This window comes from Labrys wisconsinensis (assembly GCF_030814995.1).
Lineage (GTDB): Bacteria > Pseudomonadota > Alphaproteobacteria > Rhizobiales > Labraceae > Labrys > Labrys wisconsinensis.
Window position 1 is genome coordinate 493,872 of record NZ_JAUSVX010000003.1, and the last position, 12,628, is coordinate 506,499.

12 protein-coding genes are annotated in these 12,628 nt (G+C 70.5%); 6 read left to right on the forward strand and 6 right to left on the reverse strand.

Features of this window, described 5'->3' with window-relative positions; translation table 11 throughout:
- The 3 genes from QO011_RS12295 to QO011_RS12305 form a co-directional block, all read right to left on the reverse strand.
- A complete protein-coding gene (locus QO011_RS12295; protein ID WP_307272179.1) occupies window positions 1–975 on the reverse strand; it encodes a quinone oxidoreductase family protein in 975 nt (324 codons plus the stop codon).
- A gap of 95 nt (window positions 976–1,070) precedes the next feature.
- On the reverse strand, window positions 1,071–1,826 hold the full coding sequence (locus QO011_RS12300; RefSeq protein ID WP_307272180.1) for a TerC family protein: 756 nt from the start codon (window positions 1,824–1,826) through the stop codon (window positions 1,071–1,073).
- Window positions 1,823–2,578 carry a CDP-alcohol phosphatidyltransferase family protein gene (locus QO011_RS12305; RefSeq protein ID WP_307272182.1) on the reverse strand — a complete coding sequence of 252 codons (756 nt, stop codon included), beginning with the start codon at window positions 2,576–2,578 and terminating at the stop codon, window positions 1,823–1,825. Before QO011_RS12305 ends, QO011_RS12300 begins: the two co-directional genes overlap by 4 nt.
- Before the next feature lie 269 nt (window positions 2,579–2,847).
- Here QO011_RS12305 and QO011_RS12310 point away from each other — a divergent pair, with 269 nt between their 5' ends.
- The 3 genes from QO011_RS12310 to QO011_RS12320 are packed head-to-tail and all read left to right on the forward strand — an operon-like array spanning window position 2,848 to window position 7,119.
- Window positions 2,848–4,053, forward strand: coding sequence for a calcium-binding protein (locus QO011_RS12310; protein ID WP_307272184.1), 1,206 nt, complete (start codon window positions 2,848–2,850; stop codon window positions 4,051–4,053).
- Window positions 4,054–4,072: 19 nt separating this feature from the next.
- Window positions 4,073–5,818, forward strand: coding sequence for a type I secretion system permease/ATPase (locus QO011_RS12315; RefSeq protein WP_307272186.1), 1,746 nt, complete (start codon window positions 4,073–4,075; stop codon window positions 5,816–5,818).
- A complete protein-coding gene (locus QO011_RS12320; protein WP_307272187.1) occupies window positions 5,815–7,119 on the forward strand; it encodes an HlyD family type I secretion periplasmic adaptor subunit in 1,305 nt (434 codons plus the stop codon). Before QO011_RS12315 ends, QO011_RS12320 begins: the two co-directional genes overlap by 4 nt.
- 7 nt (window positions 7,120–7,126) lie before the next feature.
- Here QO011_RS12320 and QO011_RS12325 read toward each other — a convergent pair whose 3' ends face one another.
- Complete coding sequence (locus QO011_RS12325) at window positions 7,127–8,236, reverse strand: Mrp/NBP35 family ATP-binding protein (protein WP_307272189.1); 1,110 nt, start codon at window positions 8,234–8,236, stop codon at window positions 7,127–7,129.
- Window positions 8,237–8,363: 127 nt separating this feature from the next.
- Here QO011_RS12325 and sfsA point away from each other — a divergent pair, with 127 nt between their 5' ends.
- A complete protein-coding gene (gene sfsA / locus QO011_RS12330) occupies window positions 8,364–9,104 on the forward strand; it encodes a DNA/RNA nuclease SfsA (protein WP_307272191.1) in 741 nt (246 codons plus the stop codon).
- On the opposite strand, the gene QO011_RS12335 is transcribed toward sfsA, so the two are convergent.
- Window positions 9,079–9,912 (reverse strand): FkbM family methyltransferase, encoded by an 834-nt coding sequence (locus tag QO011_RS12335; protein WP_307272192.1) that lies wholly within the window; start codon window positions 9,910–9,912, stop codon window positions 9,079–9,081. The genes sfsA and QO011_RS12335 overlap by 26 nt on opposite strands.
- A gap of 153 nt (window positions 9,913–10,065) precedes the next feature.
- On the opposite strand from QO011_RS12335, the gene map reads away from it, so the two are divergent.
- Window positions 10,066–10,896, forward strand: coding sequence for a type I methionyl aminopeptidase (gene map / locus QO011_RS12340; protein ID WP_307272194.1), 831 nt, complete (start codon window positions 10,066–10,068; stop codon window positions 10,894–10,896).
- A complete protein-coding gene (gene radC / locus QO011_RS12345; protein WP_307272196.1) occupies window positions 10,896–11,633 on the forward strand; it encodes a RadC family protein in 738 nt (245 codons plus the stop codon). Before map ends, radC begins: the two co-directional genes overlap by 1 nt.
- A 40-nt stretch (window positions 11,634–11,673) precedes the next feature.
- Here the strand turns inward: radC and QO011_RS12350 are convergent, their stop codons facing one another.
- Window positions 11,674–12,489 carry an SDR family NAD(P)-dependent oxidoreductase gene (locus tag QO011_RS12350; protein WP_307272198.1) on the reverse strand — a complete coding sequence of 272 codons (816 nt, stop codon included), beginning with the start codon at window positions 12,487–12,489 and terminating at the stop codon, window positions 11,674–11,676.
- Between the last annotated feature and the right edge of the window lie 139 nt (window positions 12,490–12,628).

The window sequence follows — 12,628 nt, forward strand, 5'->3', positions numbered from 1 at the left end:
TCAGGGGATCAGCACCGAGGCGCCGGTGGTGGCCCGCCCCTCCAGATCCTCGTGCGCCTTGCGCGCGTCCTTCAGCGCATAGCGCTGGTTGATCGGCACGGTGATCGCGCCGGAGGCGACCGCGGCGAAGAGCTCGTTGGCCGTGGCGACCAGGTCCTCGCGCTTGGCGGTGTAGGTGCCCAGCGTCGGCCGGGTCATGAACAGCGAGCCCTTCTGCATCAGCACCAGCGGCGACACCGGCTCCACCGGGCCGGAGGCGTTGCCGAAGCTCACCCAATATCCCAGGGGCTTCAGGCAATCGAGCGAGCCGGGATAGGTGTCGCGGCCGACGCCGTCATAGACCACATCGCATTTCTCGCCGCCGGTCAGCTCCGCCACCCGCTTCACCCAGTCCTCGGACTTGTAGAGCACGGTGTGGTCGGCGCCGTTGGCGCGGGCGAGCGCCGCCTTCTCTTCCGAGCCGACCGTGCCGATCACGGTGGCGCCGAGCGCCTTGGCCCACTGGCAGAGCAGGAGCCCGACGCCGCCGGCGGCCGCCTGCACCAGCACGGTGTGGCCCTTCTCGACCCGGAAGGTGCGGCGCAGCAGATATTGCGCCGTCATGCCCTTGAGCATCATCGCCGCCGCCTGCTCGTAGGCGATGCCGGCGGGCAGCGTCACCAGCCGCGCGGCGGGGTAGAGCCGCTCCTGCGCATAGCTGCCGATGCTGCCGGCATAGGCGACGCGATCGCCCGGCAGGACGTTGGTGACGCCCTCGCCGACCGCCAGCACCTCGCCCGCGCCCTCGGCGCCGAGCACGAAGGGCAGCGGTCCGGGGGAATAGAGGCCGGAGCGGTAATAGGTGTCGATGAAGTTGACGCCGCAGGCATGGTGACGGATCAGAGCCTCGCCCGGGCCGGGCGCCGGCACCTCGACGGTCTCGTAGCTGAGGACCTCCGGTCCCCCGGTCTTGTGGATGCGGATCGCGCCGGCCATGAAGCCCTCCTCCTGTTCTCGAACCCTCGGCCGCGGACGATTCCCCGCCGTCCGCGTGCCTGCCTAGCCCCGCCCCGCGGCGGAAGCGAGGCGCTTCAGCCGCGGACGGGGTCGCCCGACGCCTTGGCCTGAGCCTTCAGCCGCGCCCGCCGCTTCTTGGCCAGCACGTTGACGGTCTCGACCACGGCCGCGAAGGCCATGGCGAAATAGATGTAGCCGCGCGGGATGTGCATGCCGACGCCGTCGGCGACCAGCGACACGCCGATGAGCATCAGGAAGGCCAGCGCCAGCATCTTGGTGGTGGGGTGACGCTGGATGAAGCCGCCGATCGGGCCGGAGGAGACCCACATCACGCCCATGGCGATGACCACCGCGGCGATCATGACGGGCACGTGCTGGGCCATGCCGATGGCGGTGACGATGGAGTCGACGGAGAAGACGATGTCGATCAGCGCCACCTGCAGGATGACGGCAATGAAGGCCCTGCCGCTGAGATCGGCCGGCACCCCCTCCTCCTCGTCGAATTCCTTGTGGATCTCGTGCGTCGCCTTGACCAGGAGGAACAGGCCGCCGGCGATCAGGATGAGATCGCGCCAGGACACGGCCTGCCCGAGCACCGAGAGCACCGGGTCGGTCAGGCCGATCAGCCAGGTCAGGGCCAGCAGCATGAGGATGCGGAACACCAGCGCGAGCAGCAGGCCGGCCGAGCGGGCGCGCACGGCCTGGGCACGCGGCAGCTTCGACACCAGCACCGAGATGAACACGATGTTGTCGATGCCCAGGATGATTTCCATGGCCGTGAGCGTGACGAGCGACGCCCAGGCCCCGGGATCGGTCAGAAGTTCGATCATGCACCCCCGCGGGAGCCCGCCGCGTCGCTGCCGGGCTTCGTCCTGAAATAACCCAGGACGAGGAAATACACGGCGATCCCCGACAAGGTCCAGACCTCCCAGGCCTCGGGCCGCATGTCGCGCCAGATGGCGTGCAGCGCCAGCACCGACCAGACCATCAGGAGCGTCAGCGTCACCGCCCGCAGCTTCGCCACGCGGAAGGGATGGACGAACACGATCGGCGCGAAGGTCAGCGCCGAGAGCACGGCCACCACCACGAAGGTGGTGACCGCGCCTGGCTCGAGCAGGAAGAAGTAGAACACCACCAGGTTCCAGACCGCAGGGAAGCCCTTGAACCAGGCGTCCTCGGTCTTCATCTCGTTGTCGGCGAAATACATCGCGCTGGTGAGGAGGATGAGCGCGGCCGCGGCGATGTCCCAGCCCGGCGCCAGGCGGCCCCACTCGATCACCGCATAGGCCGGCACCAGCACATAGGTGATGAAGTCGACCACCAGATCGAGCGCCGCGCCCGACCAGCGCGGCGCGGCGGTGACGATGTCGATGCGCCGGGCGATGGTCCCGTCGATGCCGTCGACGAAGAGCGCGACGGCCAGCCAGAGGAACATGGCCTTGACGTCGCCGCGGGCAATGGCGAGCAGCGCCAGGAAGCCCCAGATGACGCCGGTGGCGGTGAAGATATGGACCCCCAGCGCCAGCGCACGGCGGCCGGGCGCCGGGGGACACGTCGAAGGCTGGGGGTCAGGGGCGTGCAAGGCAAGCGGGGCGTGGGCATGTCATGGGACCGTCATCATATCGGCCGCCCGGCCGTCCCGCCAGCCGCCGCCGGGGTTCTCCCCATGGGAAGCGCGGGCCGAGCCCTGGCGCGTCCGGGCGATCCGGACAGCACCGTCGGGGCGAAGCCCTGTGATGCGGGGAACAGCAAGCCCGGAGCCGGCAGCCCGCCGTCTTGCTGTCGCTACGTAAACATGGTTTGATCGCGGCGAGCCTGGGGAAAGCCTGCCGGCTCGCGGCGGACCTTCGAATGCCCGACACCACGCACCAGACCTTCCCGGACGAGCCCGCGTCGACCGAGACGCCGGTGCTCGATCTCCTCGGCCTGCTCGACTGGCGGAAGGCCGAGGCGGACGAGTCCAGCACCGCCTGGCTGCGCCAGGTTCTGGACCGGGCCCTGCCCGTCCACGGCTCGGCGGCCGCGCCCGCCACGGCGGTCCATTGGAGTTCCAACGTCGTCGATGCGCCGATTGCCGACGAATCCCATGGGCCCGCGCTCTGGACGGCCGTCGACTCCGAGCCGGCAGGCAGTTCAAGCGCCGCGACGGGCGACCAGGCTCTCGTTGCGTCGATCCTGACCGGCCTTCTCGGAAACGGCGCCAGCGACCCAGGGGACGGCGGCAACGGCCCGAACGATCCGGGCAACGTCCTCGGCTCGGGCATCCTCGGCAACCACAACGTCGTGTGGGGCACCGGCGGCGACGACACGCTGCACGGCACCACGGCGCGCGAGACGGTGCTGGGCCTCGCCGGCAACGATCATATCGACGGCGGGGGCGGCGGCGACACGCTGATCGGCGGCACGGGCAACGACACCTATCGGGTCCATGCCGGCGACACGGTGTCCGAGCTGCCCGGCGGCGGCACTGACACGGTCGAGACCGACCTGCACTATTACAAGCTCGGCGCCAATGTCGAGAACCTCACCGCCACCACCGACACGGGCCAGCTTCTCGTCGGCAACCAGCTCGGCAACACCATCACCGGCGGCGCGGGCAACGACGTGCTCAACGGCGGCGCCGGTGCCGACACGCTGATCGGCGGGGCCGGCGACGATATCCTCAAGGGCGGCTCCGGCGGCATCGGCCTCGCCGGCCACGGCGACTGGGCGGCGTTCCTCGAGCAGATCGGCGCCCATCCCGGCAATGGCGGCTCCCGAGTGGACAGGCTCTGGAGCGCCTTCTCCGCGGTGCTGGGAGAGGCGGGCGGCGACACCTTCGTGTTCAAGGCCGGGTTCGGCCACGACACCATCACCGATTTCACGGCGACCGGCTCCGGTCACGACATCATGCAATTCGATACCAATGTCTTCGCCGATTTCGCCGCCGTGCTCGATGCGGCCCATCAGGTGGGGACCGACACCGTCATCACCCTCGACGCCGGCAACTCGATCGTCCTCAAGAACGTCGCCTTGACCAACCTTTCGCAGGACGACTTCAAGTTCATCGGCTCCTGAGGGCGATCGGGAGCCGCTCGTGGCCGCCTCCCCATCCACGCCGCGCCTGACGCTGGCGTCGGCGCTCGGCTCGTTTCGCAGCGCCATCGCCGGCACGGCCGTGATGAGCGGGCTGATCAACGTCCTCGCCCTCACCGGCTCCTTCTTCATGCTGCAGGTCTATGATCGGGTGATCCCGAGCCGCAGCGTGCCGACCCTGGTCGGTCTGTGCATCCTCGCCGCGGCCCTCTACCTCTTTCAGGGCTTCCTGGAGGTGGTGCGCGCCCGCATCCTGTCGCGCATCGGCATGGCGCTCGACCAGCGCCTCAACGGCGACGTCTACGACGCGCTGATGCGCTTCGCGCTGCGCGCCCGCAGCCAGGGCGACGGCCTGCAGCCGCTGCGCGACCTCGACCAGGTGCGCTCCTTCCTGTCGAGCGGCGGCCCCTCCGCCCTGTTCGACATGCCGTGGATGCCGCTCTATCTCGGCATCTGCTTCCTCTTTCACCTCTGGCTCGGCCTCACGGCCCTGGCGGGCGCGGCCATCCTGGTGTCGCTGACCCTCCTGACCGAGGTGATGACCCGGGCGCCGACGCGCGCAGCCGGCCAGCTCGGCGCCAGCCGCAACGCCCTCGCCGAAGCGACGCGCCGCAATGTCGAGGTGCTGCAGGCCATGGGCTTCGCCCATCGCATCGCGGCGCGCTGGTCGGCCGTCAATGCCGACTATCTCGAGGCCCATGCCCGGGCCAGCGACGCGGCGGGCGGGATCGGCACCATCTCGAAAGTGGCGCGCATGGCGCTGCAATCGGCGCTGCTGGCGGTCGGCGCCTATCTGGTGGTGCAGCAGGAGGCGAGCGGCGGGGTGATGATCGCCAGCTCCATCATGATGGGGCGGGCGCTGGCGCCGATCGAGCTCGCCATCGCCAATTGGAAGGGCTTCGTCGGCGCGCGCCAGGGCTGGCGGCGCATGACCGAGCTCCTGGCGATGATGCCGGCCGGCGCCGCCGCCGTGGCGCTGCCGCCGCCCAGCCAGTCGATCGCGGTCGAGAATGTCAGCCTGGTGCCCCCCGGCGACAACCGGGCGGTGGTGCAGGAGGCGAGCTTCGTGCTGCACAGGAGCGCCGGCCTCGGCATCATCGGGCCGAGCGCCTCGGGCAAGTCCTCCCTCGCCCGCGCCCTGGTCGGCGTCTGGGTGCCGGTGCGCGGCGGCATCCGCCTCGACGGCGCCACGCTCGACCAATGGGACGCCAGCGCGCTCGGCCGCAGCATCGGCTATCTCCCCCAGGACATCGAGCTCTTCGACGGCACGGTCGGCGAGAACATCGCCCGCTTCGAGCCGGAGGCGTCCTCTGCCGCGATCCTGCAAGCGGCCCGGGCGGCGGGCGTGCACGACCTGATCGTGCGGCTGCCCGAGGGCTACGCCACCCGCATCGGCGAGGGCGGGGCCTCGCTGTCGGCCGGGCAGCGCCAGCGCGTCGCCCTCGCCCGGGCGCTCTACGGCGATCCCTTCCTGGTCGTGCTCGACGAGCCCAATTCCAACCTCGACGCCGAGGGCGAGGCGGCGCTGACCCAGGCCATGCTCGGGGTGCGGGCGCGCGGCGGCATCGTCGTCGTCGTGGCGCACCGCCCCGCCGCCCTCGCCGGCGTCGACCAGGTGCTGGTCATGGGCGGCGGCCGCGTCCAGGCCTTCGGCCCCAAGGACGAGGTGCTGCGCAAGGTCACCCGGCGCGAGAGCCCGCCGACGCCGCTGAAGGTGGTGGCCCAGCACGAGCAGGAGGCGCCGTGACCGCCCCGCTTCCGGCCGAACGGGCCATCCGCGGCTATCTCCTGGTCGGGCTCGCCCTGTTCACCCTGCTGGTCGGCGGCATCGGCGGCATCGCCGCGATCGTCGAGCTCTCCGGCGCGGTCATCGCCCACGGCGTCTTCGTCGTCGACAGCTACGTCAAGAAGGTGCAGCACCAGACCGGCGGCACGATCGGCGCCATCGCCGTGCAGGAGGGCGACCAGGTCAAGGCCGGCCAGGTGCTGATCCGGCTCGACGACACCCAGACGCGGGCGAACCTCGCCATCGTCACCAAGCGGCTCGACGAGTTCTCCGCTCGCCGGGCCCGGCTGGAAGCCGAGCGCGAGGGCCGCGACGCCGTCACCTTCCCCGCCGAGCTGACGGAGCGGGCGGCAGAGTCCGCCGTCGCAGCGCTGATGGGCGGCGAGACGCGGCTGTTCGAGCTGCGCAACAGCGCCCGGCTCGGCAAGAAGGCGCAGCTGGAATCGCGCATCGGGCAGCTGGAGAAGGAGCGCCTCGGCCTCAGCGTGCAGGAGACGTCGAAGGTCCAGGAGATCGGCATCATCAACCGCGAGCTGGAAGGCGTGCGCAGCCTGTGGGAGAAGCGCCTGGTCTCGCTGCAGCGCATCACCATGGAAGAGCGCGACGCCGCGCGCCTCGAAGGCGAGCGCGGCCAGCTGGTGGCGGCCCAGGCCCAGAATGCCGGCCGCATCGCCGAGATCCGCCTGCAGATCATCAGCCTCGACCAGGACCAGCGCAGCGACGTCGCCAAGGAGCTGCGCGAGATCGAGGGCCAGACCGGCGAGCTGCTCGAGCGCAAGGTCGCGGCCGAGGATCAGCTCCGGCGCGTCGAAATCCGCGCGCCGCAGGACGGGGTGGTGCACGAGCTCACCGTCCACACCGTCGGCGGCGTCGTCGCGCCTGGCGAGGCCATCATGATGATCGTGCCGGTCTCGGACGCCCTGCGCGTCGAGGCGCGCATCGCGCCGCAGGACATCGACCAGGTCCAGCGCGGCCAGAAGGCGGGGCTGCGGCTCTCCGCCTTCAACCAGCGCGTCACGCCCGAGGTCATCGCGGTGGTGGACGAGATCTCGCCCGACGCCACCACCGACCAGAAGACCGGGGCCACCTACTACACCGCGCGGCTGCGCATCGAGGAAGAGGAGCTGAAGCGTCTCGGCGACCTCAAGATCGTGCCGGGCATGCCGGCCGAGGCCTTCATCCAGACCTCCTCGCGCACCATCCTGTCCTACCTCGTCAAGCCGCTGCAGGACCAGATCGAGCGCGCCTTCCGCGAAGACTGAGCAGGGCTCAGTCGATGACGATGCGCGGCGGGGCGCGGCGATCGCCGCCGGAGAGCGCCGCCGAGACCCGCGCCGCGAGGTCGCGGTAGAAGCCGGCCTCGCTGCCGGCGGGCGCCGTGGCGACCACCGGCGTGCCGGCATCGGAGCGCTCGCGCACGTCGAGGGAGAGCGGCAGCTCGCCGAGGAAGGGCACGCCGAGGCGCTCGGCCTCGCGCCGCGCCCCGCCATGGCCGAAGAGATGGGTGACGTGGCCGCAATTGGGGCAGCTGAACGTCGACATGTTCTCGACGATGCCGATGACCGGCACATTGACCTTCTGGAACATGGCGACGCCGCGCCGGGCGTCGATCAGGGCAAGATCCTGCGGCGTGGAGACGATCACCGCGCCGGCGAGCGGGGTGTGCTGGGCCATGGTGAGCTGGGCGTCGCCCGTGCCGGGCGGCATGTCGACCACCATGACGTCGAGCTCGCCCCAGCGCACCTCGCGCAGGAGCTGGGTCAGGGCCGACATCACCATCGGCCCGCGCCAGATCATCGGCGTCTCCTCGTCGACCAGGAAGCCGATCGACATCACCTTCACGCCATAGGCCTCGAGCGGCTTCATGATGCGGCCCTCGACGATCTCGGGCTTGCCGGACAGGCCGAACAGCTTGGGCATGGACGGTCCGAAGATGTCGGCGTCGAGCAGGCCGATGCGAAGGCCCTGCTGCGCCAGGGCGATGGCGAGGTTGCAGGCGGTGGTCGACTTGCCGACGCCGCCCTTGCCGGAGGCCACCGCGATGACGTGGCGCACGCCCGGGAGCCCCGGCGCGCGCTGGGCCGCGGCCTGCGCCCGCGGGCCGGGCGCCTCACGCCCCGCCGCGCCGGACGGCCGGTCGGCGGTGAGGCCGACCAGCACGCTGGTGATGCCGGGCAGGCCGCGCACCGCGCTCTCGGCGGCGGCGCGCACGCCCTCCATGGCGCGGGCCTCGGTCGGGTCGATGGCGATGGCGAACATCACCTTGGTCCCGTCGATGCGGATCTCGGTGAGGCGCCCGGAGGCGGGCAGCGCCTGGCCGCTGGCCGGCAGCTTCACCAGCTCGAGGGCGCGCAGGACGTCGGCGGGGGTGATGGGCAAGACAGGGTCCTCGGACGGGCGTTCGAAGCCGTTGTAGGCTTGCACCGCCCCGCGTCAACGGCCGATGCGCCTCCGCCCCCTCGCCGCCGCCCCTGGACGGGCGGCGGCGGCGCCGCTAACACGGCGCATGCGCCTGCCTCCGCTCGTCCCCGGCCGCCTCGTCCAGCGCTACAAGCGCTTCCTCGCCGACGTGGTGCTCGACACAGGCGAGGCCGTCACCGCCCACTGCGCCAATCCGGGCTCGATGCTGGGCCTGGCCGCGCCGGGCTCGCGGGTCTGGCTGTCGAAATCCACGGCGGCGACGCGCAAGCTGCCCTATTCCTGGGAGGTGGTGGAGGCGCAGTTCGCCCATGGCCTGGAGGTGGTCGGCATCAACACCGCCCATCCCAACGCCCTGGCCGAGGAGGCGATCGGCCTCGGCGTGATCGCCGAGCTCGGCGGCTACGAGCGGCTGCGGCGCGAGGTGAAGTACGGACGCAATTCGCGCATCGACATCCTCCTTGAGGCGGAAGGCCGCCCGCCCTGCTATGTCGAGGTGAAGAACGTGCATCTGATGCGGCAGGCGGGCCTGGCCGAGTTCCCGGATTCGGTGACCGCCCGCGGCGCCAAGCACCTGGAGGAGCTCGGCGACCGGGCCGAGGCGGGCGAGCGGGCCGTGATGCTCTACCTCGTGCAGATGCGGGCCGAGCGCTTCGCCCTCGCCGCCGACATCGATCCGACCTACGCCGCCGCCTTTGCTCGGGCGCGCTCGCGCGGCGTCGAGGCCCTCGCCTATCGCTGCCGGGTGACGCCGGAGGAGATCGCGGTCGAGACCAGGATCGCCATGGCTGGACGACCCGATCTCACGGCCGCTCGAAGGCCAGGTTGAGGCGCGTCTCCAGCGTGCGCCGATAGCCGTGCTCGGCCAACGCCCCCAGCACGTCGGCCTGCCAGCGCTGCATCACCTTGCTGAGGACCAGCAGCCGGGGCCACAGGTCCTCCGGCGCATCGCGCAGGAACGGCATCAGGATCAGGTCCTCCGCGCCCTCGACGTCGAGCTTGGCGACGTCGATGCGTGCCAGCCCCTCCTCGCGGGCGAGCGTCAGCAGGGTCTTGGACGGCACTTTCACCGTCTCGGCGCGGCCGTCGCTCGGCACGAAGCGCACGCTCGAGGCGCCGCGATTGTCGCCGCGCAGGAACAGCGTCAGCTCGCCGTCGTGGTCGCCCAACGCGCAGGCGACGGCCTTGACCGCACCCCGCGGATTCTGGGCGATGTTGTAGACCAGCCGCTCGAAGATCCCCGGCTGCGGCTCGACCGCCAGGATGCGCGCCTCGGGCCCGGCCGCGGCGGCGACCGACAGGGCGTAGCCGCCGATATTGGCGCCGATGTCGACGAAGACGAAGCCGTCGCGGATGCGCGAGCGGATCAGCACGCGTTCGGCCTGGTCGAAATATTGCGGGGTGAACAGGATCCGCTTCTCGCACAGATTGTCGAAGGGATAGAGGCGCAGCCTCGCATCCATCGCCTCGACATCCACCGGCCCCTCGATGCGCGGCAGCGCCAGGTGCTGCAGGCCGAAGGCGACGCGCCGCCCGAGCCAGGTGTCGGGCTGGCAGCGGGTGAGCCCGAGCACGGCGGCGAGGCGGGGCGGGGGACGCCGGGTGCCGAAGGCGCTGGTGTCGAGGCTGGGAACCATGAAGCGACGAGGTCTTGCGCGTGCGGCGCCACGCTTGGAGCGGAACGGCCGGCGCAGCAGGCCGGTGCGGCCGGGCTGCGCCAAAAAATCACTTCCAACGCCGCGCGTTGCAATGGCATAGAGAAGGATCGACGTTCAACTTCCGGATACTGCATGACCTTCGTCGACGCCAGCGTCTCGCCGCAACGCAAGAACGGCCAGATCAAGCTCCACGGGCCGGCCGCCTTCGAGGGCATGCGTCGGGCCGGGCGGCTGGCGGCCGAGGCGCTGGACCTGATGGTCGACGCGATCAAGCCCGGCGTCACCACCGACGCGCTCGACCGCCTGGCCTACGAGTTCGGCATGGACCACGGCGCCTATCCCGCCTCCCTGCTCTATCGCGGCTATCCCAAGTCGATCTGCACCTCGATCAACCACGTCGTCTGCCACGGCATTCCCAACGACAAGCCGCTGCGCGACGGCGACGTCGTCAACATCGACATCACCCTGGTGGTCGACGGCTGGCACGGCGATTCCAGCCGGATGTACGGCGTCGGCGAGGTGCCGCGCCGGGCCGAGCGGCTGATGGCGGTGACCTACGAATCGATGATGCGCGGCATCGCCGTCATCAAGCCGGGCGCGACCACCGGCGATATCGGCTACGCCATCCAGAGCTATGCCGAGGCCGAGCGCTGCTCGGTGGTGCGCGACTTCTGCGGCCATGGCCTCGGGCAGCTCTACCACGACGAGCCGAACATCCTGCATTACGGCCGCCGCGGCGAAGGCGTCGTGCTGAAGCCCGGCATGTTCTTTACCGTGGAGCCGATGATCAATCTCGGCCGCCCGCATGTGAAGATCCTCGCCGACGGCTGGACGGCGGTGACACGCGACCGCTCGCTCTCGGCGCAGTTCGAGCATTCGGTGGGCGTGACGGAAACGGGCGTGGAGATCTTCACCCTGTCGCCCCAGGGCCTCGACCAGCCGCCCTACCGCCCGGCCGGCTGATGCGCCGGCGCGGCGGGCCGCCATCCCTGCTGGAGGAGGCCCCGCAGGCCGCGCCCGGGGACGCGGCGCCGCATTATCTCGGCCATCGCGACCGGCTGCGCCAGCGCTTCGCCGCCGCCGGCGCAGACGGCCTGCCCGACTACGAGCTCCTGGAGCTCCTCCTGTTCCGCGCCGTCCCGCGGCGTGACGTCAAGGGCCTGGCCAAGACGCTGATCGCCCGCTTCGGCTCCTTCGCCGAGGTCCTGGCCGCCCGTCCCGAGCGGCTGATGGAGGTGGAGGGCATCGGCGAGGGCGCGGCGCTCGACCTCAAGATCGTCGAGGCGGCGGCACGGCGCCTGGCCAAGGGTGCGGTGAACCAGCGCGCGCTCCTCTCCTCCTGGTCGGCGGTGATCGAGCATTGCCGCCTGTCGATGGCCTTCGCGGAGCAGGAGCTCTTCCGCGTGCTGTTCCTCGACAAGCGCAACGGCCTGATCGCCGACGAGGTGCAGCAGACCGGCACGGTCGACCACACGCCGGTCTATCCCCGCGAGGTGGTGAAGCGGGCGCTCGAGCTCTCGGCGACCGCGCTGGTCCTGGTCCATAGTCACCCTTCCGGCGATCCGACGCCCTCGCAGGCGGACATCGCCATGACCCGCGCCATCGCCGATATCGCCAAGCCGCTCGGCATCGCCCTGCACGACCATATCGTCGTCGGCCGCAACGGCCATGCCAGCCTGAAGGGGCTGGGGCTGATCTGAACCGGCCTGCGCCCATGGGATGCTGCCCATGCGGCAAGGATCAGCCTTGAGCGCGCCTCGAAACGTCCGCCCATGCCTCCCAGGTCGCGAGCCGCTCGGCATACTGCTTGCGGGCAACCTCGAGAGGCACCTCGCCGAGGAAGAGGCGGAGTGGCGGCGTCGGTGCGTCGACCACGCGCAGAATGGCCTCGCCAGTCGCCGCAGGATTGCCCAGCTTGCGCGACGGCGCCGCCTTCAGGCGATCGCGCAGCCCGTCATAGTCCGCCATCTGTGTCAGATGGACGGAGGAGCTTCCGCGCCAATCGGTGTCGTAGCCGCCGGGCTCGATCAGCGTGACCTTGATCCCGAACGCCGCGACCTCCGCGGCCAATGTCTCTCCCAGGCCCTCCACCGCCCACTTCGTCGCGTTGTAAATGCCGGCCGTCGGGAACGTGATGATGCCCGCGAGGCTGGACGTTATCAGAATGTGGCCGCCGCCCTGCTTGCGCAGGTAAGGCAGCACGGCCTGGACAACCCACAACGTGCCGAAGAAATTCGTGTCGAACTGGGCGCGGGCACTGTCCCCGTCGGTTTCTTCAATCGTTCCGAAGACGGCGTAGCCGGCGTTGCCGACGACCACATCGAGGCGCCCCCATGCGGCCGCCGCAACGCGCACGGCCTGTCGGACCTCCTCTTCGCTGCGCACGTCCAGCTCGATCGGCAGCAAGGCGGAGCCGTAGGCCTCCACCAGATCCGAGAGCGTCTCCCTCTTCCTCGCGCACGCCGCCACCTTGTCTCCACGAGCGAGCGCGGCTTCGGTCCAGACTCGCCCCAACCCTCGCGAAGCTCCAGTAATGAACCAGGTCTTTTCAGCCATGATCGCGTAATCCTCGGAGTGATACCGGCAACCCTGAAAGGCCGTCCCCGACGCCGGACGCGGCAGTCCAGAAGACAATGAGGCCTCTATCGGTCGCGTCGGTAGAGTTAGTGGAGGACCACGCCCGATCGATAGCTGG

Bases quoted from the DNA above. Each gene is read 5' to 3' on its own strand.
- QO011_RS12295 (WP_307272179.1), bottom strand. From the start codon at position 975: ATGGCCGGCGCGATCCGCATCCACAAGACCGGGGGACCGGAGGTCCTC.
- QO011_RS12300 (WP_307272180.1), bottom strand. From the start codon at position 1,826: ATGATCGAACTTCTGACCGATCCCGGGGCCTGGGCGTCGCTCGTCACG.
- QO011_RS12310 (WP_307272184.1), top strand. From the start codon at position 2,848: ATGCCCGACACCACGCACCAGACCTTCCCGGACGAGCCCGCGTCGACC.
- sfsA (WP_307272191.1), top strand. From the start codon at position 8,364: ATGCGCCTGCCTCCGCTCGTCCCCGGCCGCCTCGTCCAGCGCTACAAG.
- QO011_RS12335 (WP_307272192.1), bottom strand. From the start codon at position 9,912: ATGGTTCCCAGCCTCGACACCAGCGCCTTCGGCACCCGGCGTCCCCCG.
- map (WP_307272194.1), top strand. From the start codon at position 10,066: ATGACCTTCGTCGACGCCAGCGTCTCGCCGCAACGCAAGAACGGCCAG.
- radC (WP_307272196.1), top strand. From the start codon at position 10,896: ATGCGCCGGCGCGGCGGGCCGCCATCCCTGCTGGAGGAGGCCCCGCAG.
- QO011_RS12350 (WP_307272198.1), bottom strand. From the start codon at position 12,489: ATGGCTGAAAAGACCTGGTTCATTACTGGAGCTTCGCGAGGGTTGGGG.